Genomic DNA, 24,716 nt, shown 5'->3' with positions numbered 1-24,716 from the left:
GCGATCCACGGCACCCCGGCGTTTGTTCGACTTGGGGCATATGGCAGTTCGTAGACTCGAACGGTGACCACCGCGCCCGCAGATCCGATGATCGGTCGTCTCGTCGACGGCCGCTATCAGGTGCGCTCTCGGATCGCCCGCGGGGGCATGGCCACGGTGTACCTCGCGACCGACCTCCGCCTCGAGCGCCGGGTCGCCATCAAGGTCATGCACGGCCACCTCGCCGACGACAACACGTTCAAGACGCGGTTCGTGCAGGAGGCGCGGTCGGCCGCGCGCCTCGCGCACCCGAACGTCGTCAACGTCTTCGACCAGGGCCAGGACGCCGACATGGCGTACCTCGTCATGGAGTACCTGCCCGGCATCACCCTGCGCGAGCTGCTGAAGGACTACAAGAAGCTCACGCCCGAGCAGACCGTCGACATCCTCGACGCCGTGCTCTCGGGACTCGCCGCGGCGCACAAGGCCGGCATCGTGCACCGCGACCTCAAACCCGAGAACGTGCTGCTCGCCGACGACGGTCGCATCAAGCTCGGCGACTTCGGGCTCGCGCGGGCCGCGACCGCGAACACCGCGACCGGGCAGGCACTCCTCGGCACGATCGCGTACCTCTCCCCCGAGCTCGTGACGCGTGGCGTCGCCGACGCCCGCAGCGACATCTACGCGCTCGGCATCATGATGTACGAGATGCTCACGGGCGAGCAGCCGTACGTGGGCGAGGCGCCCATGTCGATCGCCTACCAGCACGCGAACGACACGGTGCCGACCCCGAGCTCGAAGAACCCCGCGGTGCCGCACGAGCTCGACGAGCTCGTGCTCTGGGCCACGGCGCGCGACCCCGACGAGCGGCCGGCCGACGCGCGCGTCATGCTCGACCGCCTGCGCGAGATCGAGCCCGTGCTGCGCGGTGGCGCTCCCGCCGCCCCGACGCAGTCCACGACCGTCCTGTCGCCGCTCGCCGACGCACCGACGGCCGAGACGAGGGTGCTCGCTCCCGCCGGTGCACCGCTCGTCACGACCGTCGAGGACGACGACAGCGGTGAGGATGCCGCGGCCCTCACCCGCAGCGTCGAGCGGCGGCGCCGTCGCGGCTACTGGCTGCTCGCGCTCGTGCTGCTGCTCACCGGGCTCGCGGCGGGCACCGGCTGGTACTTCGGCGCCGGGCCAGGCGCCCTCGCCGAGGTGCCCAAGACGGCGACGATGCTGCCCGAGAACGCCACCGCGGTGCTCGAAGGCGCCGGCTTCGTCGTCGAGACCGACCAGCGCAACGATCCCGTGGTGCCGAAGGGGCAGGTGTCCGGCACGTCGCCCGAGGCCGGGGCGCAGGCGCGCAAGGGCTCCACCGTCACGCTCTTCGTCTCCCTCGGTCCGACGATCCTGCCCGTGCCCGACGTGATCGGGAAACCGGAGGCCGATGCGCGCGCGGCGCTCGCCGACTTCAGCGTGAACGAGACGAACGCCCAGCAGTTCTCCGCGGACGTCGCGGCGGGAACCGTGATCGCCGTGCTCGACGCCGACGGGGCCGCCGTGGCTGCCGAGTATCCCGAGCGGGGCAAGCTCACCCTGCTCGTCTCCGTCGGCCCGGTGCCGCCCGTCGAGGGGTTGCCGGTGGCGGAGGCCCAGGCGACGCTCACCCAGGCCGGGCTGCAGGTGCAGCTCGAGGACCCCGTCTTCGACAACGAGGTGCCCGCCGACCACGTGAAGACCGCCACGTGGACCGAGGACCCGATGAAGCCCGGATCGGTCGTCGTGCTCACCCCGTCGAAGGGTCCCGACCTCGTCGACGTCCCGAACGTCGTGGGAAAGAACATGGCCGAGGCGATCGACACGCTCACGGCCGCGGGCTTCGAGGTGAGCTACGAGCTGCCCGACCTGTTCCTGCCGGTCGCGACCGTGAAGTCGCAGGATCCCGAGTCGGGCCAGGCCGTGCGCGGCAGCACGATCCGCCTCGTCGGCTCGCTCACGCTGTAGCTGGGCGACGCGACGCGGCCTCGGCGCGTCAGTCGTCGGGCATCGAGCGACGGTCGCCGACCGGCCGATCGGCGAGCGGGAAGGCGAGCGATCCCGCACGCACCCACCACTCCATGACGTCGTAGGCGAGTCGGCCCGCGATCACGGACGGATCCCCGTCGGAGAGCCGCGCGGCCTCGACGGGATCGCAGGCGAAGATCGACATCCCGCGATACGAGGGGTCGCTCTGCCCGTCGAACGGACCGTTCGCCACCAGGATGCCCCGCCTTCCCAGCTCGGCACGGTAGGCGAGGTGTCGTGCCTGGAGCGCGTCGAGGTCCGCTTCCGACATCTCCGGTGCGTCGGCGGGCCGCCGCAGCACCACGACCGTGACGACGTCGAACGCATCGGGGATGTCGGGATTGCGCGCCATCCGACGATTGTAGGTCGGTGTCGCCGACGAGCGGGCGGTAGCGGCATCCGCAGGGATGCCACGACCGTCCGGGCGAACGCCGCCGGTCAGCGGACCGCGAGCTCCTCCGCCACCAGGAAGGCGAGCTCGAGCGACTGCATGTGGTTCAGGCGCGGGTCGCACAGCGACTCGTACCGGGTTGCGAGGGTGGCCTCGTCGATGTGCTCGGACCCGCCGAGGCACTCGGTGACGTCGTCGCCCGTGAGCTCGACGTGGATGCCGCCCGGGTGCGTGCCGGCGGCGCGGTGCGCCTCGAAGAAGCCCTTGACCTCGTCGACGACGTCGTCGAAGCGGCGCGTCTTGTACCCCGTGGGCGTCGTGATGCCGTTGCCGTGCATGGGATCGGTGACCCACAGCGGGTTCGCATCGCTCGCCTTGATCGCCTCGAGCAGGGGCGGGAGGGCGTCGCGGATCCTGCCGGAGCCCATGCGCGTGATGAACGTGAGGCGACCGGGCTCGCGGTGGGGATCGAGCTTCTCGACGAGCTCCATCATGGTCTCGGGCGTCGTGGTCGGCCCGAGCTTCACGCCGATCGGGTTGCGCACGCGCGAGAGGAAGTCGACGTGGGCGCCGTCGAGCTCGCGGGTGCGCTCGCCGATCCAGATGAAGTGCGCCGACGTGTTGTACGGCGTGCCCGTGCGCGAGTCGATGCGCGTCATCGGCCGCTCGTAGTCCATGAGCAGGCCCTCGTGGCCGGTGTAGAACTCGGTGCGCTTGAGCTCGTCGAAGTTGGCGCCGCAGGCGTCCATGAACTTGACGGCTCGGTCGATCTCGCGGGCGAGCTTCTCGTAGCGGGCGTTGGCAGGGTTCGAGGCGAAGCCCTGGTTCCACGAGTGCACCTGGCGCAGGTCGGCGAATCCACCCTGCGTGAAGGCGCGGATCAGGTTGAGCGTCGACGCGGCCATGTGGTAGCCCTGCAACAGGCGCGCTGGGTCTGCCGTGCGCGATTCGAGCGTGAAGTCGTAGCCGTTCACGATGTCGCCGCGGTAGGCGGGCAGGGTGACGTCGCCGCGCGTCTCGCTGTCGCTCGACCGGGGCTTGGCGAACTGACCCGCCATGCGTCCCATCTTCACGACGGGCATCGAGGCGCCGTAGGTGAGCACGACCGCCATCTGCAGCACCGTCTTGACGCGGTTGCGGATCTGGTCGGCGGTCGCGCCGGCGAAGGTCTCGGCGCAGTCGCCGCCCTGCAGCAGGAACGCCTCACCCCGCGACGCGGCGGCGAGCCGCTCGCGCAGCATGTCGACCTCGCCGGCGAACACGAGCGGCGGCAGGGTCGCGAGCTCTGCGGATGCCGCGTGCGCGGCCTCGGCGTCGGGCCACTGCGGCTGCTGCTTGATCGGCAGGGTACGCCAATAGTCGAGGCCGGCAATCACGGAGGGATCTGCATTCACGACCGGCTCGACGAGCTGTACCACGGGTGTGTCCTGAAGGGTTCGGGCGCCTCGGCGCCGGGTGGAGACGGGCGTCGCGGATCGCGACGCCATCGTTCGAGCCTACCGCGACGCTGAGGCGCGTTGCTCCTTCACCGAGCTCGCGTAGACGTCGACGTACTGCTGGTCGCTGAGCTCGCGCAGGTCGTACACGAGCTCGTCGGTGACCGAGCGCAGGACGAAGCGGTCGCCCTCCATCCCCTCGAACCGGCTGAAGTCGAGCGGGGCGCCGAACACGATGCCGATGCGGCGCACCTTGGGGATGCGGGTGCCGATCGGCATGACCTCCTCGGTGCCGATCATCGCGACGGGCACGACGGGGACCCCCGCCTCGAGCACCATGCGCGCCACGCCCGTGCGACCGCGGTACAACTTGCCGTCGGGGCTGCGGGTGCCCTCCGGGTAGATGCCGAGGACGCGCCCCTCACGGAGCACGCGGAGACCGGTGTTGAGCGACGCCTCGGAGGCTTTGCCTCCGGACCGGTCGATGGGGAGCTGGCCCGTCGCCTGGAAGAACATCTTCGTGGCCCAGCCCTTGAGGCCCTTGCCCGTGAAGTACTCGCTCTTGGCGAGGAACACCACCGGACGGTCGACGACGAGCGGCAGGAAGATGGAGTCGATGAACGAGAGGTGGTTCGAGGCCAGGATGACGGGCCCCTCCTTGGGCACGTGCTGCAGGCCCACGACCCACGGCCGGAAGATCGCCAGCAGGATCGGGCCGACCACGATGTTTTTCATGATCCAGTAGAACACCGTGGACTCCTTCCGTCGGACGACCATCGCCCAGCCTATCGCCGGGGGGAGCGGTCAGGCGTGGTCGTCGACCCAGACGCGCGCGAGGTCGGCGGCACCGACGACGCCGGCGTCGTTCACGAGCTCCGCGATGACGAAGTCGGGCTCGGGGTGGTAACCCCGCGCGGGGAGGTGCTCGAGGTAGGCCTCGCGGACCGGGCCGAGCAGCAGTTCGCCCGCCACCGCGACGCCGCCGCCGAACACGAACCGCTGCGGATCGAGCACGGCGGAGAGGCTCGCCGCGGCCTCTCCGAGCCAGTGGCCGAGCTGGCGGAGTGCCGCGACGGCACCCGGATCCTGCTGCTCGATGAGCGCACCGACGAGTCCGCCGTCGAGCGCCCCGTGCTCCGCACGCACTCGGGCGAGTGCCTGTCCGATGCCGCCCGCGTCGGCGATCTCGTTCGCCATGCGCAGGAGGGCACGGCCGGAGCCGTACTGCTCGAGGCATCCGTGCTGGCCGCACCCGCACGCGATGCCGTTGGGCACCATGCGCATGTGGCCGAGCTCGGCGCCGGCGCCGAATCCGCCGCGGAAGAGGCGGTCGCCCGCCACGATCGCGCCGCCGACGCCGGTGCCGATGGTGAGCATGACCATGTCGCTCACCAGGCGCCCGGCCCCGAAGCGGAACTCGGCCCAGCCGGCCGCGTTCGCGTCGTTGTCGACGACGACCGTCGCGCCGACCCGGGCCTCGAGCTTCTCGCGGAAGGGCTCGTTGCGCCAGTCGATGTTCGGCGCGTAGTAGACGGTGGACTGGGCGGCGTCGATGAAGCCGGCCGCGGCGACACCGACGGCAGCGACGGGACCGGAGTCGGAGAGCGACCGGATCATCTCGACGACCGCGTCCTCGAGTCGGCGCGAATCGCCGGCCGGGGTCGGGACGCGCTCGCTGCGCACCATGGCGCCGAGCTCGTCGACGACGGCCCCGGCGATCTTCGTGCCGCCGATGTCGATGCCGATCGCGTGCACGCGGACCGCCTTCCGGAGAGAGTCGAGGGGTGTGGAACGGTCAGGAAGGCCCCCGACAGCACCGACTAGAGTGTAGTCAACCCCAATGCCGAGGTTCGCGCGGTACCCGACGAGTGCGACCTCCCGGTGCCGAAGGAGCTACCGTGATCGAATTCGCCACTGCCCCGCTGGTCGCGCCCGACCCCGAGGCGAACACCACCGACCTGCTCGTCGAGCGCGTCCGCGCCACGCCGGACTCGGTGCTGTTCTCCCTCCCGACCGCCGACGGCGGCTGGTCGCCGGTCACGACGCGCGAGTTCCACGAGCAGGTGGTGGCGCTCGCGAAGGGCCTCGCCGCAGCGGGCATCCAGCCGGGCGACAAGGTCGGCCTCATGTGCAAGACCCGCTACGAGTGGACGCTCATCGACTTCGCGATGTGGTTCGCGGGCGCCGTGCTCGTGCCGATCTACGAGACCAGCTCCCCCGCTCAGGTGCGCTGGAACCTCGGCGACTCCGGGGCGATCGCCGTCATCCTCGAGACGGCCGACCACTTCGCGCGGTTCGACGAGGTCCACCCCGACCTGCCCGCCATCCGCAACGTCTGGCAGATCGACCTGGGCGACCTCGACAAGCTCGTCGCGTCGGGCGCCGACGTGCCCGACGACGAGATCGAGCGCCGACGCAATCTCGCGGTGGGCTCCGACATCGCGACGCTCATCTACACGTCCGGCTCCACCGGCAAGCCCAAGGGCTGCGTGCTCACGCACTCGAACTTCGTGGAGCTGTCGCGCAACGCCGCCGTCGCCCTCAAGGAGGTCGTCCTCGACCCCGACGGCGCGTCCACCCTCCTCTTCATCACGACGGCGCACGTGTTCGCCCGGTTCATCTCCGTGCTCTCCGTGCACGCCGGCGTGCGCGTGGGCCACCAGCCCGACACCAAGCAGCTCCTGCCCTCGCTCGCGAGCTTCAAGCCGACGTTCCTGCTGGCGGTGCCGCGCGTGTTCGAGAAGGTCTACAACGTCTCGGAGCAGAAGGCCGAGGCCGGCGGCAAGGGCAAGATCTTCCGCGCCGCCGCCGACGCCGCCGTCGCCCACTCCACCGCGCTCGAGTCGGGTGCGAAGATCCCGTTCGGGCTCAAGGTCAAGTTCGCGCTCTTCGACCGGCTCGTCTACTCCAAGCTGCGCGCGGCGATGGGCGGCAACGTGAAGTACGCCGTCTCCGGCTCGGCACCGCTCGGTCCGCGCCTCGGCCACTTCTACCACTCGCTCGGCATCACGATCCTCGAGGGCTACGGCCTCACCGAGACCACCGCGCCCGCCACCGTCAACCTCGCCACGCGCTCGAAGATCGGCACGGTCGGCCCCGCGCTGCCTGGTGTGGCAGTGCGCCTGGCCGACGACGGCGAGATCCAGGTCAAGGGCAACAACGTGTTCAAGGAGTACTGGAAGAACCCCGAGGCGACCGCCGCGACGTTCGACGGCGAGTGGTTCAAGACCGGCGACCTCGGCTCGTTCGACGCCGACGGCTTCCTCACCATCACGGGTCGTCTCAAGGAGATCATCGTCACGGCCGGCGGCAAGAACGTCGCCCCCGCGGCGCTCGAGGACCCGATCCGCGCCAACCCGCTCGTCGGTCAGGTCGTCGTCGTCGGCGACAAGAAGCCGTTCATCTCGGCGCTCATCACCCTCGACCCCGAGATGCTTCCCGTGTGGCTCAACAACAATGGAGAGGACGCGGGCATGAGCATCGAGGAGGCGACCACGAACCCTGCCGTGCTCGCGGAGGTGCAGCGCGCGATCGACGCCGCCAACGAGAACGTGTCGCGCGCCGAGTCGATCCGCAAGTTCACGATCCTGCCCACCGAGCTCACCGAGGCGAGCGGGCACCTCACCCCGAAGATGAGCATCAAGCGCAACGTGATCCTCGAGGACTTCGCCGACTCCATCGAGTCGATGTACTCGGGAGCGCCTGCGACCGAGGGCCACTCGATCATCGCCTGACCCGCGTCAGTGCATCGCGAACGGCCCCGCGGATGCCGCGGGGCCGTTCGTCACTCGTCGCGGCGGCGTCGGGCGCCGGCGGGGTGGCACCGGCCGCACGCCGACCGGTGGCGGGGTCAGAACCAGTCGGACTCGCGCACGGCCTTCATGGCCGCGCGTCGCTCGTCCTTCTCGAGTCGGTCGAGGTAGAGCAGCCCGTCGAGGTGGTCGGTCTCGTGCTGCAGTGCCTGCGCCATGAGCCCGGTGCCCGAGAGCTCGATCTCGTTTCCGTCGAGGTCGATCCCGCGCACGCGCGCGAACGCGTGGCGCGGCGTCTTGTGCCAGAGACCGGGAACCGAGAGGCATCCCTCGTCGATGGCCTCGACCTCGCCGGAGAGCTCCACGATCTCGGGGTTGATGATGTAGCCGATCTCACCGTCGACGTTGTAGCTGAACACGCGGAGGTTCACGCCGATCTGCGACGCCGCGACCCCTGCGCGGCCTGGGAGCTTCACGCTGTCGATGAGGTCGTCGACGAGCGCGCGCACCCGGTCGTCGATCTGTTCGACGGGGGCGGAGACGGTCTTCAGGACAGGGTCGCCGAACAGGCGAATGGGTCGTTCCGGCAATGGTGCTCCGATCAGTGCCCGCGGTCGACGGGCAGGCCTTCCACCACGAGGGCGGCGAGTTCGCGGGCCGCGTACTGCGTGACCGGGCGGAGTTCGCTCCAGTTCACGACCGAGCCCGCCGCGAGCTGCGGATCGTACGGGATGCGCACGATCTCGCGCACGCGAGACTGGAAGTGGGCCTCGATCTCGTCGACCTTGACGAGATGGGTGCCCTGGGTGGCCAGGTTGATCGCGACGACGGCATTTCGCACGAGGTCGCCATAGCCGTTCGCCTCGAGCCAGGTGAGCGTCTCGCTCGCGAGCCGCGCCTCATCGACACTGCCGCCGGAGACCACCACGATCGAGTCCGCGCGCTGCAGCGTGGCGCGCATGACCGCGTGCACGATGCCCGTGCCGCAGTCGGTCAGCACGATCGAGTAGTACCGCGCCGCAAGTCCCGCGACGATGTTGTAGTCGTCATCGTCGAACGCCTCGGAAAGGGTGGGATCGGTGTCGGACGCGAGGATGTCGAGCCGGGTCTCGTCGCGGGAGACGAATCTCGAGAAGTCGGTGTACCCGCCGATCGACGGCGCCTTCGTGACGACGTCGCGCACGGTCTCGCGCGTCTGCCGGTCCACGCGCTCGGCGAGCGTGCCACGGTCGGGATTGGCGTCGATCGCGATCACGCGGTCGTCGCGGGCATCGGCGAGGGCCATGCCGAGCAGCGTCGTGATCGTGGTCTTGCCGACGCCGCCCTTGCGTGTGAGCACCGGCACGAATCGGGCACCGCCCTCGAATCGGCGCTGGATGCGGGCGCTCATCGCCTTGTGCGCCTGCACCTTCGCCGAATCGCCGAGGTTCACGAGGTGCAGGGTCGCCTCGTAGAGGAAGCGGTTGAATCCGCCGTGGGGCGCCGGCCGCGTGGTGCGGTTGACGTCGATCAGCCGGTCGGCCGTGAGCGATTCGGCGGTCTCGGGCACCTCGGGTGCGACGAGCTCGTCGTCGGGAACGTCGACGACCGCCACGTGGCTGCCCGTCTCGGTGCTCACGCGCTCGCGACGGAGCCGCGACGCGTCGGCTGCGAGCAGCGCGCCGTACGGCGACGGATCGCGCCGCATCGCACTCGAGCCCCTGCCGCCGCGTCGAAGGGCGGGCGTGACGACCTCGACCGAGGTGACGGGCTCGGCGACTCCCCCGAGCGAACCGGGATTGACGGCCACGTCGTCGATCGCGACGGCCACCTCATCGTCGGGCATCTCGGGTTGCGGCGCCGGTGGGAGATCGACCCGCACCGTGACGGAGTCGGCGTCGTCGGCGGCGTGCGCGCCCCCCGACGCAGCCCCGCCCCGGCCGGCGGCACCCGCGCGAGAGCCCGACCCCCGTCGAGCCGTGGACTCCTGGTCGTCGTGATTCTCAGCCACCGATACCCCTCCTCATCAGTGCGGAACACGCATCAGCCTACCGTGGACGTACGACCACCAGCAGGTCACCGGCCTCCACCTGCTGCGTGCGCGGGATCGCGACGCGCTCGACGACCCCCGCGACGGGAGACGTGATCGCGGCCTCCATCTTCATGGCCTCGATCGACGCGACCGCCTGTCCGGCCTGCACCTCGGCCCCGACCTCGGTCGACAGCGTGACCACGCCCGAGAACGGCGCGGCGACCTGGCCCGGCTGCGAGGCATCCGCCTTCTCGGCCGCACGCGACTCGACCGTGATGCTGCGGTCGCGTACGAACACGGGGCGGAGTTGCCCGTTGAGGATCGTCATGACGGTGCGCATGCCCTTGTCGTCGGCCTCGCCGATCGCCTCGAGCCCCGCGTAGAGGCGGACGCCCTTCGCGATCTCGACGACGTGCTCCGAGCCCGGGCGGAGGCCGTAGAGGTAGTCCGCCGTATCGAGCACCGAGAGATCGCCGAACAGCTCGCGGATCTGCTCGAACTGGCGGGTCGGCGCGGGGAAGAGCAGCGTGTTGAGCATGGCGCGCCGGGCGGGCCCCGCCTCGACGAGCGCGGCGCGTTCGTCGTCGGCGAGCTCGGTGACGCCGATGCGGACGTCACGACCGGCCAGCACCTTGGTGCGGAACGGCTCCGGCCAGCCCCCGGGCAGGTCGCCGAGTTCACCCGCCATGAACCCGATGACCGAGTCGGGCACGTCGTACTTCTCGGGGTTGGCCTCGAAGTCGGCCGGATCCGCCTTGACGGCCGCGAGGTGGAGGGCGAGGTCGCCGACGACCTTCGACGAGGGCGTCACCTTCGGGACGCGTCCCAGGATCTTGTCGGCGGCCGCGTACATGTCCTCGATGAGCTCGAAGTCGTCGGCGAGGCCGAGGGCGATCGCCTGCTGGCGCAGGTTGGACAGCTGGCCACCGGGGATCTCGTGGTGGTACACGCGGCCGGTCGGGCCCGGCAGGCCGGACTCGAACGGCCGGTAGATGCGGCGGACCGCCTCCCAGTACGGCTCGAGGTCGGAGACGGCGTCGAGCGAGATGCCCGTGTCGCGCTCGGTGTGCGCGAGGGCGGCGACGAGCGACGACGCCGAGGGCTGGCTCGTCGTGCCGGCCATCGGCGCGCTCGCGACATCCACGGCGTCGACGCCGGCGCGGCTCGCCGCGAGCAGCGTGGCGAGCTGTCCGCCTGCCGTGTCGTGCGTGTGCAGGTGCACCGGCAGGTCGAAGCGGTCGCGCAGGGCGGTGACGAGCTTCTCGGCGGCCGACGGCCGGAGCAGGCCCGCCATGTCCTTGATGGCGAGGATGTGCGCTCCGGCGCCCACGATCTCGTCGGCGAGCCGGAGGTAGTAGTCCAGGGTGTAGAGGTTCTCGGCAGGGTCCAGCAGGTCGCCCGTGTAGCAGACGGCGACCTCGGCCACGGCGTGCCCGGTGGCGAGCACCGAGTCGATGGCCGGGCGCATCTGCGACACGTCGTTGAGCGCGTCGAAGATGCGGAAGATGTCCACGCCCGTCGCGGCGGCCTCCTGTACGAAGGCGTCGGTGACCTCGGTGGGGTACGGCGTGTAGCCGACCGTGTTGCGGCCGCGGAGCAGCATCTGGATGTTGAGGTTCGGGAGCGCCTCCCGGAGGGCGGCGAGCCGCTCCCAGGGGTCTTCGCCAAGGAACCGCAGCGCGACGTCGTACGTTGCGCCGCCCCACGCCTCGACCGAGAGCAGCTCGGGGGTCATACGCGCCACGTACGGTGCGACCGCGACGAGGTCCCGCGTGCGCACCCGGGTCGCGAGGAGCGACTGGTGCGCGTCGCGGAAGGTGGTCTCGGTGACCGCGAGCGGCGTCTGCGCGCGCAGCGCCGCCGCGAATCCCGTGGGGCCAAGCTCCAGCAGGCGCTGGCGCGACCCGGCGGGAGCGGGCTGCGACAGGTCGATCGCGGGAAGCTTCTCGGCGGGTCGCACGCTCGTGGGAGCCGGCCCGTTCGGCTGGTTCACCGTGACATCCGCGAGCCAGTTCAGGATCTTGGTGCCGCGGTCCTTCGAGACGCGACCGCGCATGAGCTGCGGACGCTCGTCGATGAAGGAGGTGCTGAGGTCGCCCGCGATGAACTGCGGGTCCTCGAGCACCGCCTGCAGGAACGGGATGTTCGTGGAGACGCCGCGGATGCGGAACTCGGCGAGGGCGCGCTTGGCGCGCGTGACCGCCTGCTCGTAGTCGCGTCCGCGGCAGATGAGTTTGGCGAGCATCGAGTCGAAGTGGGGGCTGATCTGCGCTCCCGGGTTCACGGTGCCGCCGTCGAGGCGGATGCCGGCGCCGCCGGGCGAGCGGTAGGTGGTGATCTTGCCCGTGTCGGGGCGGAAGCCCGCGGTGGGGTCCTCGGTGGTGATGCGGCACTGCAGCGCAGCACCGCGCAGCCGGATGTCCTGCTGCTGGAGGCCCAGCTCGGCGAGCGTCTCGCCCGCGGCGATGCGGATCTGGGCGACGACCAGGTCGACGTCGGTGACCTCCTCGGTCACCGTGTGCTCGACCTGGATGCGGGGGTTCATCTCGATGAACACGTGCTGGCCCGCACGCTCCCCCGCGGTGTCGAGCAGGAACTCGACGGTGCCGGCATTGACGTAGCCGATCGACTTCGCGAACGCGACCGCGTCGCGGTACAGCGACTGGCGGACCTCGTCGGACAGGTTGGGTGCCGGCGCGATCTCGACGACCTTCTGGTGACGACGCTGCACCGAGCAGTCGCGTTCGAACAGGTGCACGGTCTCGCCCGTGGCATCCGCCAGCACCTGGACCTCGATGTGACGCGGGCGCAGCACCGCCTGCTCGAGGAACATCGTGGGGTCGCCGAAGGCGCTGTCGGCTTCGCGCATGGCCTCTTCGAGGGCCGCGCGCAGGTCCTCCTTGGCGTCGACGCGGCGCATGCCGCGCCCACCGCCGCCCGCGACCGCCTTGGCGAAGATCGGGAAGCCGATCTCGTCGGCCTGCGCGAGCAGGAGCTCGACATCGCGCGACGGCTCGGTCGACTTCAGCACGGGCACGCCGGCCGCGATCGCCTGGTGCTTCGCCGTGACCTTGTTGCCGGCCATCTCGAGCACGCGGGTGGGCGGTCCGATGAAGGTGATGCCGGCCTCGGCCGCAGCCTGCGCGAGCTCGGGGTTCTCCGACAGGAATCCGTAGCCCGGGTAGATCGCGTCGGCGCCCGACTCCTTCGCCACGCGGATGATCTCCGACACGTCGAGGTAGGCGCGCACGGGGTGCCCGGGTTCGCCGATCTGGTACGCCTCGTCGGCCTTCAGGCGGTGCAGCGAGTTGCGGTCTTCGAACGGGAAGACGGCGACGGTCTTCGCACCGAGCTCGACTGCGGCGCGGAACGCCCGAATGGCGATCTCACCGCGGTTGGCGACCAGGATCTTCGTGAACATGCAGGCCTTTCGGAACGGTTTCCGTACAGCGAACGTTTAGGTATCACCCGAGTAGTAAAGGTAACGTATCTACTCGTGCACGTTCTCTCCGTCAGTTCCCTGAAGGGCGGCGTCGGCAAGACCACCGTCACCCTCGGACTGGCGTCGGCGGCCTTCGCCCGCGGCGTCCGCACCCTCGTGGTCGACCTCGATCCGCAGTCCGACGTCTCGACCGGCATGGACATCCAGGTGTCCGGCCACCTCAACGTCGCCGACGTCCTCGCCTCCCCCAAGGAGAAGATCGTCCGGTCGGCCATCGTCTCCAGCGGCTGGGCGCGATCCAACCCGCAGTCGACGATCGACGTCATGATCGGCAGCCCGTCGGCGATCAACTTCGACGGCCCGCATCCGTCGATCCGCGACATCTGGAAGCTCGAGGAGGCGCTCGCCAACGTCGAGTCCGACTACGACCTCGTGCTGATCGACTGCGCCCCGTCGCTCAACGCGCTCACGCGCACCGCGTGGGCCGCGAGCGACCGCGTCGCCGTGGTCACGGAGCCGGGCCTGTTCTCGGTCGCCGCCGCCGACCGGGCGCTGCGCGCGATCGAGGAGATCCGCCGCGGCCTCTCGCCGCGCCTGCAGCCCCTCGGCATCATCGTGAACCGCGCCCGCGTGCAGTCGCTCGAGCACCAGTTCCGCATCAAGGAGCTGCGCGACATGTTCGGGCCGCTCGTGCTCTCGCCGCAGCTCCCCGAGCGCACGTCCCTCCAGCAGGCGCAGGGCGCCGCGAAGCCCCTGCACATGTGGCCGGGCGAGAGCGCCGAGGAGATGTCGCGGCACTTCGACCAGTTGCTCGACCGTGTGCTCCGCACCGCGCGCATCGGCGAGTACGCGAACACTCCGGCGCCCCGCCTCGAGGTCGAGTCCTCGCCCGTCATCTGACGCAGCGGCGCCATCAGGCCGAGCGGATGCCGCGGCGCGGCATCAGTCGAATGCCGCCGTGTGGCCCGCCGTGCACGGGCATGCCCGTGGCGCCGTGCGGGCGACGCGTCAGGAGATCCTGCGGGCGCGGCTGCGACGGGCCGCGAGCTCGTCCATGGGGTCGGCCGGGTGCGTATCGAGCTCGACGAGCGTCGACTCGACCTCTCGCAGCACCTTGCCCACGGCGATGCCGAAGACGCCCTGGCCGCGGTTGACGAGGTCGATGACCTCGTCGTCGGACGTGCAGAGGTAGACGCTCGCGCCGTCGCTCATGAGCGTGGTCTGGGCGAGGTCGTCGATGCCGGACTCGCGCAGCTGCGTGACGGCGGTGCGGATCTGCTGGAGCGAGATACCCGTGTCGAGGAGCCGCTTCACGAGCTTCAGCACGAGGATGTCGCGGAAGCCGTAGAGGCGCTGCGATCCGGAACCGGCCGCGCCCCGCACGGTGGGTTCCACGAGCTGCGTGCGGGCCCAGTAGTCGAGCTGGCGGTAGCTGATCCCGGCCGCGCGAGCAGCGACCGCCCCGCGATATCCCGCGGCGTCGTCGTGCGCGGGCATTCCGTCGGTGAAGAGCAGCCCGAGGTCGTAACGCGTGCGTTCGCTCCGGTCGAGCTCACTCATCGGATCGCCCCTCACTCTCAGCACCGCACCCCGGCGGCGCTGGTTCCACGGTACCCACGCGTGCGACCTGAGTCGAGGACATCGGGCCGAACGTCACGGCGTGTCGCGGGGTCACCGCGCCCGACTCGCGAGCGCGACGCGGAGGACGCTCTCGTGCACCGCGTCGAGGTGCGTGGCGAGCTCGCGAGCGCGCTCGGCGGTGCGTGCCGCCGCCGCGGGATCGGTGCGCCGCGACGGCGCGAGGGCGCCCTCGATGAGCGCCGCCTCGCGCTCCGCTGCGGCGCGCAGGCTACGGAGGTGACGTGGCTCGATGCCCACGTCGCGCAGGGCGACGAGGGCGGTGAGGACCCGCAGCGACTCCTCGCCGTGGTGCTCGGCGGCCGGCAGCAGGGCCGCCGACACGGCATCGTCGAGGAGCGCCGGGGTCGCGCCCGCGCGCGCGATCAGCTCGTCGCGTCGGTACCGACGGGAGGCGGCGAGGAAGGTGGTGGCGCTCGTCGCGCCCGGGAGGGCGGGCGTCTCACCCGCGTCGATCGCCTCGAGGTGCGTGCGGATGACCTTGAGCGGCAGGTAGTGGTCGCGCTGCATCGAGAGCACGACCGTGATGCGCTCGACGTCGGCGGGCGAGAACTTGCGATAGCCGGCCGAGGTGCGCGCCGGGGTCACCAGCCCCTGCTCCTCGAGGAAGCGCAGCTTCGACGGGGTCAGGTCGGGGAACTCCGGTTGGAGCCGCGCGAGCACCTGGCCGATGCCGAGCAGCGGAGTCGCGCCGCTCGCGCGTCGAGGAGCGGCGGACGAAGTCACCCGCCGCTCGCCGCGGGAGCCAGGTCGCGCCGTGAGGCGTAGAACGTGAGCCGGTACTTGCCGATCTGCACCTCGGCGCCGTCGCTCAGCAGCGCGGTCTCGATGCGCACGCCGTCGAAGTAGGTGCCGTTGAGCGAGCTGAGGTCCTTGACCTCGAACGCCGTGCGGTGCCGCAGGAACTCGGCGTGCTTGCGCGAGACGGTGACGTCGTCGAGGAAGATGTCGGCGTCGGGGTGACGACCGACGGTCGTGACATCCGTGTCGAGCAGGAACCGGGCACCCGCGTTGGGACCGCGACGCACGATGAGCAGCGCCGAGCCGGACGGCAGGGCCGCGATGGCCTCCTGCTCGGCCGCGGTGATGTCGGCGTCGAGGTTGCCCAGCTGGGCGGCCGCCTCGCGGCTGAAGCCCATCGTGGTGTCGTTCGCGCCGAGGTGGTGCGCCGACGTCGTGGGCGAGGGCTCGCCCACGCCCTCGTTCGCGCCCTCTGCGTTCGTCATGTCGGATTCCGCCACGGCTAACCTCCCTCGTCCAGCGTATCGGATGCCGCTGGGCCCGACACCCGCGGAATGCGGATGACACGTGCGGTCTCGATCGCGTAGATGATGCCGGCCCACCAGTAGAGGAACGCCCCCCACAGGGTGATCGCCCAGCCGATCGGCTCGCTCACCGGCTGCACTGCCGGGAACGCGAGGCCGAGCATGATGACCGGGATGCCGAAGAAGAGGGCGAAGGTGGCCGCCTTGCCGAGGTGGTGCACGGGGAGCGGGCCGTAGCCGTGGTTCGCGAGCACGATCGCGAGGACGATGAGCATGACGTCGCGCAGGATGATCACGACGACGATCCACCATTGGACGAGGCCCTGTGCCGCCAGCCCGATGAGCGCGGCGAAGATGTAGAGGCGGTCGGCGGCGGGATCGAGGAGCTGCCCGAGGCGCGTCACCTGGTTGAAGTGCCGGGCGATGTACCCGTCGAGCAGGTCGGTGAAGCTCGCGATGACGAGCACGACGAGGGCCGCGACGTACTGCCCCTGCACGATGAGCACGAGGAAGACGGGGACGAGCAGGAGCCGCAGCATGCTGAGCACGTTGGGCACCGTCCAGACCCTGGTCGACACCCCCGTGCTCTCCCCCGCCACGGCTCGATCCTATCGACCCTAGAATGCGCGCATGGGCCCCGTCTCCGTGTGTCTCCTCATCTGCGCCGCGCTCACCGCCGCGACGTGGATCGCCTCGATCGCGACCCGCGAGTACTCGTGGGTGGACCGCATCTGGTCGATCGCGCCGATCGTCTACGTCTGGGTGTTCGCGATCGCGACCGCCTTCGACGCGCGACTCGTGCTGATGGCGGCGCTCGTGACCATCTGGGGCCTCCGGCTCACGTTCAACTTCGCACGGAAGGGCGGCTACCGTCCGGGCGGCGAGGATTACCGCTGGGCGGTGCTGCGCGGCCGGATGTCGCCCGCGCGATTCCGGCTCTTCAACCTGTTCTTCATCTCCATCTACCAGAACGCGCTCATCCTGCTGTTCTGCCTGCCCGCCGCGACCGTCGCGGGGTCGGCCCGGCCCCCGCTCGGCGGATGGGACGTCGCGCTCGCGGTCGTGTTCCTCGGATTCCTCGTCGGCGAGACCGTCGCCGACGAGCAGCAATGGCGGTTCCACCGCTGGAAGGCCGCGGAGCGGGCGGCCGGGCGCACACCGGAGCCGGGCTTCCTGCAGTCGGGCCTGTTCCGGGTGTCGCGGCATCCGAACTACTTCTTCGAGCAGGCCCAGTGGTGGGTGTTCTACGGCTTCGCGATCGTCGCGACCGGCGTCTGGCTGCACTGGAGCATCGCGGGCGCCGTGCTGCTCTCGGTGCTGTTCGTGGGGTCCACCGTGTTCACCGAGCAGATCTCGCGATCGAAGTACCCCGACTACGACGACTATCGGGCGCGGACGTCGCCGCTCGTCCCGTGGTTCCCGCGTTCGCCGCGCGCGGCCGCCGACCGACGCACCGCCTGACCACCGCCCGCCTCGTCGGCCGCGGCGGGCTCGCCGTGGATACGCCCCGCGGAGGGACCGGTCGTCAGAGCCGCGCCCGAAGGCCCGGCCACGCCTCCGCGAACGCCGGGTGCAGCGGCAACGACCCGACGTCGGCGAGCGGCACCCAGCGCAGGGCGATGGACTCGGGGTCGCTGATGACGGGATCGAACCGCACCGCGGCATCCGCCACGACCGTCGTGTACGACCAGTAGCCGAGGTCGAGGACGCTCTCGAACCGCACGGCCAGCAGGGCGGCGGGCACGCCCGCCTCCTCGGCCGCCTCGCGCACCGCGGCCTCGACGGCGGATTCGCCCCGGTGGCGCGCCCCGCCGGGGACGCCCCACGTGCCGCCGAAGTGGCTCCAGGCCGCCCGATGCTGCAGCAGCACCGAGGCGTCGGGTGAGATCACGAGGAGTCCCGCCGCGCCGAATCGGCCCCAGTGCCGGGATCCGTCGGGACCCTCGACCCACGCGTCGCCACTCGTGCCGCTCATCCCTCCAGCATGACGCACGGGAGCTACCGGTCCTGCCGCGGCGGGGTCGGCGGGAACGGAGCATCCGGCGGCTCCGGCTCGCCGACGATCGCGCCGAGGCGGTCGAGGAAGTCCACGACCGTGCGGCGCTCGACGGGCTCGAGGGATTCGGCGAGGCGCAGCATCCGCTCGTGCATTGGGGCGAGCACCTCGCGGATGCGGGCGTGCGCCGAGGGTCGGCTGCGCAGCACGACGACGCGACCGTCGTCGGCGTGCGGTTCGCGACGGAGGTGGCCCGCCGCCTCGAGCCGGGCGACGAGCTTGGCGGATGCCGCGGTCGACATGCCGAGGGCGCGTGCGAGGCCCGCGGCGTTCGGCGACAGGCCCGCGCGCTCCTGGGCGACGATCCAGCGGAGCGCGCGGAGATCGTTCTCGCCCATGCGCGCGGCGCGTTGGGTGCGGCGGCGCATCGCGGCCTCCGCCTCCCGATGGCGACGCACCGCCTCGAGGACGTCGACGGCGGTCGGTCCGGCCGCAGGGTCGTCGGAGGCGGCCCCGTACCAGTAGGACGGGCCGCTCATACTTTCGTATGTTCCCTCCGGCACAGGCTCGATGCTAGCTTCAGGTTCACTAACCGAGTTAGTGGAATTTCCACCGCACACCCGAGGAGACCCGGATGCCGCACATCACCGAATCGGTCGAAGACGAGGTGGTCCTCCTCGACGAGTCGGGGACCCCGATCGGCCGGGCCCCGAAGAGCGCTGCCCACGGACCGGACACGGCCCTCCACCTCGCGTTCTCGTGCCACGTCGTGAATCCGATCGGCGAGATCCTCGTGACCCGCCGTGCGGTCACCAAGCAGACCTGGCCCGGCGTGTGGACCAACTCATTCTGCGGGCATCCGAAGCCCGCCGAGGCCCTGCCCCACGCCGTGCACCGCCGAGCCGACTTCGAACTCGGCCTCGAGCTCGACGCGATCGAGCTCGCACTCCCCCTGTTCCGCTACCGCGCGACCGACGCGAGCGGCACCGTCGAGAACGAGGTGTGCCCGGTCTACATCGCACGCACCTCGGGCGACCCCGACCCGAACCCGCGCGAGGTCGCCGAGTTCCGCTGGGTCGAGCCGCGCGCCCTCGCCACCGCGGTCGAGGCCGCGCCCTGGGCCTTCAGCCCGTGGCTCGTGCTCCAGGCGCGCGAGCTGGAGCTCTTCCGTGCCTGACCTCCTCGACGCCGCGATCGACGACGAGCTCCGCGCGTTCTTCGCCGACGCCCGCATGCGCGCCGGAGACTACGGCGCACACTACGCGGCGCTGTGGGAGTCCCTCGAACAGCAGAGCGCCGGCGGCAAGCGGGTGCGCCCGCGTCTCGTCTGGTCGGCCTATCGCGGCTTCGGCGGTGCCGACCGCGCGCTCGCGACGCGCGTCGCGCTCTCGTTCGAGCTGCTGCACACCGCGTTCCTCATCCACGACGACCTCATCGACCGCGACACCGTGCGCCGCGGCGCGCCGAACGTCGCCGGGCGCTTCGCCGAACGGGCGCTCGCGCACGGCGCCGACGAGCGAGCGAGCGCGGTGTGGGGCGAGACCGCGGCAGTGCTCGCCGGCGACCTCGCGCTGAGCCGCGCGCACCGCGAGATCGCGGTGCTGCCCGTCGAGGCCGCCTGCCGCGAGGCGCTGCTCGACATCCTCGACCGAGCGGTGTTCATCTCGGCGGCCGGCGAGCTGGCCGACGTCGTGCACTCGCTGCGCGGCGCCGCGCCCGGCATCGAGGTCGTGCTCGCGACGCTCGAGCACAAGACCGCCGTGTACTCGTTCGAGGCGCCGCTCGCGGCCGGCGCCACGCTCGCCGGCGCCGACCCCGAGAGCGTGGCCGCGCTCTCGCGGTTCGGCCGGCTCGTCGGGGTGGCGTTCCAGATCACCGACGACGTGCTCGGCGTGTTCGGCGACCCCGCCGTCACGGGCAAGTCCGCCTCGGCCGACCTGCGCGAGGGCAAGCAGACCGCGCTCATCGCCCACGCGGCGACGACCGACGCCTGGCCCTCGATCGCCGCCCGCTTCGGCGACCCGACGCTCGACGACGACGCCGCGACGACGTTGCGCGAGGCGCTCCGCGACTGCGGCGCCCTCGACGCCGCGACGCAGCTCGCCCAGGAGCACGTGACCCTCGCGCGCTTCGAGCTCGACGCGGCCGACCTGCCGCACGAGCTCCGCGGTGAGCTCGGCGACTTCGCGCAGCGGGCCATGGAGCGGGTGCGATGAACGGCTCGAATCCGGATCCCACCCTGCTGTCGCGCTACGACGACGCCGCCGAGGCGAGCGCCGCGGTGGTCATCGCGCGCTACTCGACCTCGTTCGGCGCCGCGGCGCGCCTGCTCGACGCCGAGACCCGGCGCCGCATCCGCTCGATCTACGCGCTCGTGCGCGTGGCCGACGAGATCGTCGACGGAGCCGCGGCCGAAGCGGGCCTCTCGCCCGACGAGCTCGTCGAGGTGCTCGACGGTCTCGAGGCCGACACCGAGACCGCCCTGCGTCGCGGCTACTCGTCGAACCTCGTCGTGCACGCGTTCGCGAAGACGGCCAGGGAGACGGGGTTCGACGAACGACTCACGCGCCCGTTCTTCGCCTCGATGCGACGCGACCTCGACCCGGCGCCGTTCCGGGCCGAGGAGATCGGCCCCTACATCCACGGCTCGGCCGAGGTCGTGGGGCTCATGTGCCTCGCCGCGTTCCTGACCGGTGAAGACGTCGACGACGCCCGTCGCGCCCGCCTCGAACGTGGCGCCATCCACCTCGGCGCCGCGTTCCAGAAGATCAACTTCCTACGCGACCTCGCCGTCGACTGGCGCACGCTCGGTCGCAACTACTTCCCGTGGGTGGACCCCGACGCGTTCACCGAGGCCGACAAGACCGCGATCCTCGACGACATCGATCGCGACCTCGCCATCGCCGGCGCGAGCACGACCGAGTTGCCGCGGCGGGCCCGTGCCGCCGTCGCCGCCGCACACGGGCTGTTCGCCCGACTCACCGACCGATGCCGTCGCACCCCGGCGGAGCAGATCATCGCCACGCGCATCCGCGTGCCCGACGGCGAGAAGCTCGCAATCGCGGTGCGCTCGGCGCTCACCACAGGAGGGAACCGCCGATGATCGGCGCATCCGAACGCATCGTCGTGATCGGCGGAGGGATCGCGGGCCTCGCCTCGGCGGCGCTGCTCGCCCGCGACGGGCACCGCGTCACCCTGCTGGAGGCGCACGACACGCTCGGCGGGCGCGCCGGACGGTGGGAGCGCCGCGGGTTCCGGTTCGACACCGGTCCGTCGTGGTACCTCATGCCCGAGGTCTTCGACCACTTCTTCCGCCTGTTCGGCACGACCGCCGACGCCGAGCTCGATCTCGTGCAGCTCGAGCCGGGCTACCGGGTGTACGCCGAGGGCTACGACGAGCCGATCGACATCCGCCGCACGCGGGCCGAGAACGTCGCGCTCTTCGAGTCGATCGAGCCCGGCGCCGGCGCCGCACTCGAGCGCTACCTCGACTCCGCGAAGTCGACCTACGACGTCGCCCGCCGACGCTTCCTCTACACGAACTTCGACGACCCGCGCGGATTCCTCGCCGGCGAGGTGCTGCGGCAGGCGGGTCGACTCGCCCGGCTCCTGACGACGCCGCTCGACCGGTTCGCGGCTCGCGCCGTCGACGATCGGCGACTCCGCCAGGTGCTCGGCTACCCGGCGGTCTTCCTCGGCTCCTCGCCCGACGCGACGCCCGCGATGTACCACCTGATGAGCCACATGGACCTCGAGCAGGGCGTGTTCTACCCGCAGGGCGGCTTCGGCGAGCTCATCGACCGGATCGCCGCGATCGCGAGGGCGGCCGGCGTCGAGATCGTCACAGGCGCAACGGTCGAGGCGATCGAGCTCACCGAGGAGACGCACCCGCACGTCACGGGGGCGAGGTACCGGGACCCCTCGGGCGCGAGCATCGTCGTGCCCGCGCATCGCGTCGTCTCGGCCGCCGACCTCCATCACACCGAGACCGAGCTGCTGCCCAGACGCGCGCAGACCTACCCGGAGTCGTGGTGGAACCGCCGCACCTCGGGTCCCGGCGCCGTGCTCGCCATGCTCGGCGTGCGCGGCGAGGTGCCCGGCCTCGCGCACCACAGCCTCTTCTTCACCGCGGACTGGGAGCGCAACTTCGGCTCGATCTTCGGTGCCGACCCGCACGTGCCCGACCCGGCCTCGTTCTACGTCTGCGCGCCGAGCGCGACCGACGCGACCGTCGCGCCCGACGGCGACACGAACCTGTTCGTGCTCGTGCCGATCCCGGCCGACACGGCGATCGGCCGCGGCGGCGAGGACGGCGCGGGTGATCGCCTCGTCGAGGAGACCGCCGATCGCGCGATCGCCCGGATCGCCGAGGCGACGGGCACGCCCGACCTGGCCGAGCGGATCGTCGTGCGTCGCACGGTCGGTCCGGCGGACTTCGCCGACGACCTCAACTCCTGGCAGGGCGGCGCGCTCGGCCCCGCGCACACGCTGCGGCAGAGCGCGTTCCTCCGCGGCACGAACCGCTCGCGTCGCGTCGACGGCCTCTACTACGCGGGCGGGTCCAGCGTTCCCGGCATCGGCCTGCCGATGTGCCTCATCAGCGCCGAGAACGTGCTGAAGCGGGTGCGGGGCGACCGGTCCACAGGTCCGCTGCCCGAGCCCGCGCCGGACGCGGCCCGCGCCGCCCGGGACCTCGCCGAACCCGGCGCATCGCGGGCATGACGGGCCTCATCTACCTCGGGTGCCTGCTCGCGTCGCTCGGCGCGATGACGCTCGTCGACGCCCGATGGCGGCTCGTGTTCTGGCGGTCGCCGTGGGCCTCCGCGATCGCCATCGGCGTGAGCACCGCATTCTTCCTGGCCTGGGATGCCGCGGGAATCGTGTCGGGGGTGTTCTTCCGCGGCGCCTCGACGATCACGACCGGCATCCAGCTCGCACCCGAGCTGCCCCTCGAGGAGCCGGTCTTCCTCGTGTTCCTCTGCTACCTCACGCTCGTCCTCGTCTTCGGGACCGAGCGGGTGCTCGAGCGGAGGGCCGAGCGAGCGGATGCCGGCGCCTCGCCGTCGGCGGAGCGGCATCCGTGACCTACCTGCTCATCTCGCTGCCGTTCCTCGCCGCCGCCGTCGTGGTCGGCCTGGTCGGCCTGCCCGCCGGCGCCCCCGCCCGCCGGCGTCGCTGGCTGGCGATCGGCGTCGCCACGATCGCGCTCCTCGTGCTCACGGCGGTGTTCGACACGCTCATCATCGCGAACGGGATCGTCGCGTACGACGACGCGCATCGGGTCGGACTTGCGATCGGGCTCGCACCCGTCGAGGATTTCGCGTATCCGCTGGCCGGCGTGCTGCTCGTGCCCGCGATCTGGACGATCGCGCATCGGTGGAGCCGCACGAGGAGGAGGAACCGCGATGTCGTACGTTGAGACCCCGAGCCTCGGGCATCGCGCCGGGCAGGTGCTGCTCTCGTCGCGGCCGATCAGCTGGATCAACACCGCCTTCCCGTTCGCATCCGCCTACGTGCTCACGACGGGTCGTGTCGACGCGCTGCTCGTGGTCGGCACGCTCTTCTTCCTGGTCCCGTACAACCTGCTCATGTACGGCATCAACGACGTGTTCGACTACGAGTCCGACCTCCGGAACCCGCGCAAGGGCGGCGAGGAGGGGGCCGTGCTCGATCCGAGCCTGCACCGCACCGTCGTCTGGGCGGGCATCATCACGGCGCTGCCGCTGCTCGTGGCGATGGTGTGGCTCGGCGGTACGGGGCATCCGTGGTCGTGGGCGGTGCTCGCGGTGAGCCTCTTCGCCGTGTTCGCCTACTCGGTGCCCGGCCTGCGGTTCAAGGAACGCCCGGTGCTCGATTCGATCACGTCGAGCACCCATTTCGTGAGCCCCGCGGTCTACGGTCTCGCGGTGGCGGGCGCCGACTTCACCTGGCCGCTCATCGCCCTGCTCGCCGCGTTCTTCTGCTGGGGCATGGCGAGCCATGCGTTCGGTGCGGTGCAGGACGTGGTGCCCGACCGGGAGGGCGGCATCGCCTCGATCGCCACGGCCTTCGGTGCGACGGCGACGGTGCGCATCGCGCTGCTGCTGTGGGCGGCAGCCGGCCTGCTCATGCTCGCGACGGAGTGGCCGGGGCCGCTCGGCGGACTCCTCGTCGTGCCCTACCTCGTCGCCGCCTGGCCCTACCGGTCGATCAGCGACGCCGACTCGTGGCAGTCCAACCAGGGCTGGCGGTACTTCATCCGCATCAACTACGTCGTCGGATTCCTCGTCACCATGCTCATGATCTGGTGGGCCCTGATCCGGTGATGCCTGATCCGGTCATCCCCATCGCACGCGGTCGTAGGCTGGGGTGATGGCCGATCAGGACGCAGCGCGGGTCGACGCGTGGCTCTGGGCCGTGCGGCAGTTCAAGACCCGGTCGGCCGCGACGACGGCCTGCCGGGCCGGGCACGTGCGAGTGAACGGCGAACGGGCCAAGGCCGCGCAGTCCGTCCGCGCCGGCGACGAGGTGCGCGTGCGGGTGAACGGCTTCGACCGCACCCTCATCGTGCGCCGCACGATCGTGAAGCGCGTGTCGGCCGAGCTCGCCGCGACCGCGCTCGATGATCGCACGCCTCCCCCGCCGCCGCGCGAGGCCGTGGCATCCGCACCCGTGCGCGAACGCGGCGCGGGCCGGCCGACCAAGCGCGAGCGCCGCGACCTCGAGCGGCTGCGCGGTCGCTGACGGCCGGGTCGACGGATGCCGCCGCGGCGCG

General features: G+C 71.2%; 25 protein-coding genes. 12 read left to right on the top strand and 13 right to left on the bottom strand.

Annotation, left to right across the window (positions count from 1 at the left end; translation table 11 throughout):
• Positions 1-63 precede the first annotated feature (63 nt).
• On the top strand, positions 64-1,971 hold the full coding sequence (pknB, locus tag EDM22_RS12860; RefSeq protein ID WP_122937486.1) for a Stk1 family PASTA domain-containing Ser/Thr kinase: 1,908 nt from the start codon (positions 64-66) through the stop codon (positions 1,969-1,971).
• Positions 1,972-1,999: 28 nt separating this feature from the next.
• On the opposite strand, the gene EDM22_RS12855 is transcribed toward pknB, so the two are convergent.
• The 4 genes from EDM22_RS12855 to EDM22_RS12840 all read right to left on the bottom strand — a co-directional run bounded on the left by EDM22_RS12855 (position 2,000) and on the right by EDM22_RS12840 (position 5,613).
• Positions 2,000-2,383 carry a YciI family protein gene (locus EDM22_RS12855; RefSeq protein WP_122937485.1) on the bottom strand — a complete coding sequence of 128 codons (384 nt, stop codon included), beginning with the start codon at positions 2,381-2,383 and terminating at the stop codon, positions 2,000-2,002.
• An 86-nt stretch (positions 2,384-2,469) separates the two neighbouring features.
• Complete coding sequence (locus EDM22_RS12850) at positions 2,470-3,798, bottom strand: class II 3-deoxy-7-phosphoheptulonate synthase (protein WP_245989355.1); 1,329 nt, start codon at positions 3,796-3,798, stop codon at positions 2,470-2,472.
• A gap of 120 nt (positions 3,799-3,918) precedes the next feature.
• Positions 3,919-4,608 (bottom strand): lysophospholipid acyltransferase family protein, encoded by a 690-nt coding sequence (locus EDM22_RS12845; protein ID WP_122937501.1) that lies wholly within the window; start codon positions 4,606-4,608, stop codon positions 3,919-3,921.
• 54 nt (positions 4,609-4,662) lie between these two features.
• Positions 4,663-5,613: an ROK family glucokinase gene (locus tag EDM22_RS12840; protein WP_122937483.1), complete on the bottom strand. Its 951-nt coding sequence runs from the start codon at positions 5,611-5,613 to the stop codon at positions 4,663-4,665.
• 143 nt (positions 5,614-5,756) lie between these two features.
• On the opposite strand from EDM22_RS12840, the gene EDM22_RS12835 reads away from it, so the two are divergent.
• Positions 5,757-7,592: an AMP-dependent synthetase/ligase gene (locus EDM22_RS12835; protein ID WP_122937482.1), complete on the top strand. Its 1,836-nt coding sequence runs from the start codon at positions 5,757-5,759 to the stop codon at positions 7,590-7,592.
• Between the two features lie 116 nt (positions 7,593-7,708).
• Here EDM22_RS12835 and def read toward each other — a convergent pair whose 3' ends face one another.
• From def to EDM22_RS12820, 3 genes are read right to left on the bottom strand one after another with little or no spacing between them, the layout of a single operon-like run.
• A complete protein-coding gene (def, locus tag EDM22_RS12830) occupies positions 7,709-8,200 on the bottom strand; it encodes a peptide deformylase (RefSeq protein WP_122937481.1) in 492 nt (163 codons plus the stop codon).
• An 11-nt stretch (positions 8,201-8,211) separates the two neighbouring features.
• Complete coding sequence (locus EDM22_RS12825) at positions 8,212-9,600, bottom strand: MinD/ParA family ATP-binding protein (protein ID WP_245989354.1); 1,389 nt, start codon at positions 9,598-9,600, stop codon at positions 8,212-8,214.
• 37 nt (positions 9,601-9,637) lie between these two features.
• Positions 9,638-13,042, bottom strand: a complete 3,405-nt coding sequence (locus EDM22_RS12820) for a pyruvate carboxylase (RefSeq protein ID WP_122937479.1) — start codon at positions 13,040-13,042, stop codon at positions 9,638-9,640.
• A 75-nt stretch (positions 13,043-13,117) separates the two neighbouring features.
• On the opposite strand from EDM22_RS12820, the gene EDM22_RS12815 reads away from it, so the two are divergent.
• Positions 13,118-13,963, top strand: a complete 846-nt coding sequence (locus tag EDM22_RS12815; RefSeq protein ID WP_122937478.1) for a ParA family protein — start codon at positions 13,118-13,120, stop codon at positions 13,961-13,963.
• Between the two features lie 108 nt (positions 13,964-14,071).
• Here EDM22_RS12815 and EDM22_RS12810 read toward each other — a convergent pair whose 3' ends face one another.
• The 4 genes from EDM22_RS12810 to EDM22_RS12795 all read right to left on the bottom strand — a co-directional run bounded on the left by EDM22_RS12810 (position 14,072) and on the right by EDM22_RS12795 (position 16,565).
• A complete protein-coding gene (locus EDM22_RS12810; protein WP_122937477.1) occupies positions 14,072-14,623 on the bottom strand; it encodes a MerR family transcriptional regulator in 552 nt (183 codons plus the stop codon).
• 111 nt (positions 14,624-14,734) lie between these two features.
• Entirely contained in the window at positions 14,735-15,427 is a 693-nt protein-coding gene (gene ftsR, locus EDM22_RS12805; RefSeq protein ID WP_122937476.1) for a transcriptional regulator FtsR, read from the bottom strand.
• Entirely contained in the window at positions 15,424-15,927 is a 504-nt protein-coding gene (locus EDM22_RS12800) for an FHA domain-containing protein (RefSeq protein ID WP_122937500.1), read from the bottom strand. The genes ftsR and EDM22_RS12800 overlap by 4 nt, the downstream gene beginning before the upstream one ends.
• A 17-nt stretch (positions 15,928-15,944) precedes the next feature.
• Positions 15,945-16,565, bottom strand: a complete 621-nt coding sequence (locus tag EDM22_RS12795) for a CDP-alcohol phosphatidyltransferase family protein (protein ID WP_122937475.1) — start codon at positions 16,563-16,565, stop codon at positions 15,945-15,947.
• 31 nt (positions 16,566-16,596) lie between these two features.
• Here EDM22_RS12795 and EDM22_RS12790 point away from each other — a divergent pair, with 31 nt between their 5' ends.
• Positions 16,597-17,427 (top strand): DUF1295 domain-containing protein, encoded by an 831-nt coding sequence (locus EDM22_RS12790; protein WP_122937474.1) that lies wholly within the window; start codon positions 16,597-16,599, stop codon positions 17,425-17,427.
• 64 nt (positions 17,428-17,491) lie between these two features.
• On the opposite strand, the gene EDM22_RS12785 is transcribed toward EDM22_RS12790, so the two are convergent.
• On the bottom strand, positions 17,492-17,941 hold the full coding sequence (locus EDM22_RS12785; RefSeq protein WP_122937473.1) for an NUDIX domain-containing protein: 450 nt from the start codon (positions 17,939-17,941) through the stop codon (positions 17,492-17,494).
• Between the two features lie 23 nt (positions 17,942-17,964).
• Entirely contained in the window at positions 17,965-18,501 is a 537-nt protein-coding gene (locus EDM22_RS12780) for a MarR family winged helix-turn-helix transcriptional regulator (protein WP_122937472.1), read from the bottom strand.
• A 95-nt stretch (positions 18,502-18,596) separates the two neighbouring features.
• On the opposite strand from EDM22_RS12780, the gene idi reads away from it, so the two are divergent.
• From idi to EDM22_RS12745, 8 genes are read left to right on the top strand one after another with little or no spacing between them, the layout of a single operon-like run.
• On the top strand, positions 18,597-19,139 hold the full coding sequence (gene idi / locus EDM22_RS12775) for an isopentenyl-diphosphate Delta-isomerase (RefSeq protein ID WP_122937471.1): 543 nt from the start codon (positions 18,597-18,599) through the stop codon (positions 19,137-19,139).
• The gene (locus EDM22_RS12770) at positions 19,132-20,178 is read left to right on the top strand and encodes a polyprenyl synthetase family protein (RefSeq protein WP_245989353.1); all 1,047 of its coding nucleotides are present in this window, start codon (positions 19,132-19,134) and stop codon (positions 20,176-20,178) included. Before idi ends, EDM22_RS12770 begins: the two co-directional genes overlap by 8 nt.
• Positions 20,175-21,065 (top strand): phytoene/squalene synthase family protein, encoded by an 891-nt coding sequence (locus EDM22_RS19610; RefSeq protein WP_170964123.1) that lies wholly within the window; start codon positions 20,175-20,177, stop codon positions 21,063-21,065. Before EDM22_RS12770 ends, EDM22_RS19610 begins: the two co-directional genes overlap by 4 nt.
• On the top strand, positions 21,062-22,684 hold the full coding sequence (gene crtI / locus EDM22_RS19605) for a phytoene desaturase family protein (RefSeq protein ID WP_170964122.1): 1,623 nt from the start codon (positions 21,062-21,064) through the stop codon (positions 22,682-22,684). The genes EDM22_RS19610 and crtI overlap by 4 nt, the downstream gene beginning before the upstream one ends.
• Positions 22,681-23,046, top strand: coding sequence for a lycopene cyclase domain-containing protein (locus EDM22_RS12760; RefSeq protein ID WP_122937470.1), 366 nt, complete (start codon positions 22,681-22,683; stop codon positions 23,044-23,046). Before crtI ends, EDM22_RS12760 begins: the two co-directional genes overlap by 4 nt.
• Complete coding sequence (locus EDM22_RS12755) at positions 23,043-23,381, top strand: lycopene cyclase domain-containing protein (protein ID WP_122937469.1); 339 nt, start codon at positions 23,043-23,045, stop codon at positions 23,379-23,381. Before EDM22_RS12760 ends, EDM22_RS12755 begins: the two co-directional genes overlap by 4 nt.
• Positions 23,368-24,267 carry a prenyltransferase gene (locus tag EDM22_RS12750; protein WP_122937468.1) on the top strand — a complete coding sequence of 300 codons (900 nt, stop codon included), beginning with the start codon at positions 23,368-23,370 and terminating at the stop codon, positions 24,265-24,267. Before EDM22_RS12755 ends, EDM22_RS12750 begins: the two co-directional genes overlap by 14 nt.
• 46 nt (positions 24,268-24,313) lie before the next feature.
• The gene (locus EDM22_RS12745; protein WP_122937467.1) at positions 24,314-24,685 is read left to right on the top strand and encodes an RNA-binding S4 domain-containing protein; all 372 of its coding nucleotides are present in this window, start codon (positions 24,314-24,316) and stop codon (positions 24,683-24,685) included.
• The last annotated feature ends 31 nt before the right edge of the window (positions 24,686-24,716 follow it).

This window comes from Agromyces tardus, from assembly GCF_003710805.1.
GTDB lineage: Bacteria > Actinomycetota > Actinomycetes > Actinomycetales > Microbacteriaceae > Agromyces > Agromyces tardus.
This window is presented reverse-complemented; position numbering and strand designations above follow the sequence as displayed.

Excerpts from the sequence above, each read along its gene's own strand:
- EDM22_RS12785 (WP_122937473.1), bottom strand. The coding sequence starts at position 17,941 with ATGAGCGGCACGAGTGGCGACGCGTGGGTCGAGGGTCCCGACGGATCC.
- EDM22_RS12855 (WP_122937485.1), bottom strand. The coding sequence starts at position 2,383 with ATGGCGCGCAATCCCGACATCCCCGATGCGTTCGACGTCGTCACGGTC.
- EDM22_RS12820 (WP_122937479.1), bottom strand. The coding sequence starts at position 13,042 with ATGTTCACGAAGATCCTGGTCGCCAACCGCGGTGAGATCGCCATTCGG.
- idi (WP_122937471.1), top strand. The coding sequence starts at position 18,597 with ATGCCGCACATCACCGAATCGGTCGAAGACGAGGTGGTCCTCCTCGAC.
- EDM22_RS12750 (WP_122937468.1), top strand. The coding sequence starts at position 23,368 with ATGTCGTACGTTGAGACCCCGAGCCTCGGGCATCGCGCCGGGCAGGTG.
- EDM22_RS12780 (WP_122937472.1), bottom strand. The coding sequence starts at position 18,501 with ATGAGCGGCCCGTCCTACTGGTACGGGGCCGCCTCCGACGACCCTGCG.
- EDM22_RS12760 (WP_122937470.1), top strand. The coding sequence starts at position 22,681 with ATGACGGGCCTCATCTACCTCGGGTGCCTGCTCGCGTCGCTCGGCGCG.
- EDM22_RS12810 (WP_122937477.1), bottom strand. The coding sequence starts at position 14,623 with ATGAGTGAGCTCGACCGGAGCGAACGCACGCGTTACGACCTCGGGCTG.
- crtI (WP_170964122.1), top strand. The coding sequence starts at position 21,062 with ATGATCGGCGCATCCGAACGCATCGTCGTGATCGGCGGAGGGATCGCG.
- EDM22_RS12790 (WP_122937474.1), top strand. The coding sequence starts at position 16,597 with ATGGGCCCCGTCTCCGTGTGTCTCCTCATCTGCGCCGCGCTCACCGCC.
- EDM22_RS12800 (WP_122937500.1), bottom strand. The coding sequence starts at position 15,927 with ATGACGAACGCAGAGGGCGCGAACGAGGGCGTGGGCGAGCCCTCGCCC.
- EDM22_RS12745 (WP_122937467.1), top strand. The coding sequence starts at position 24,314 with ATGGCCGATCAGGACGCAGCGCGGGTCGACGCGTGGCTCTGGGCCGTG.
- EDM22_RS19610 (WP_170964123.1), top strand. The coding sequence starts at position 20,175 with ATGAACGGCTCGAATCCGGATCCCACCCTGCTGTCGCGCTACGACGAC.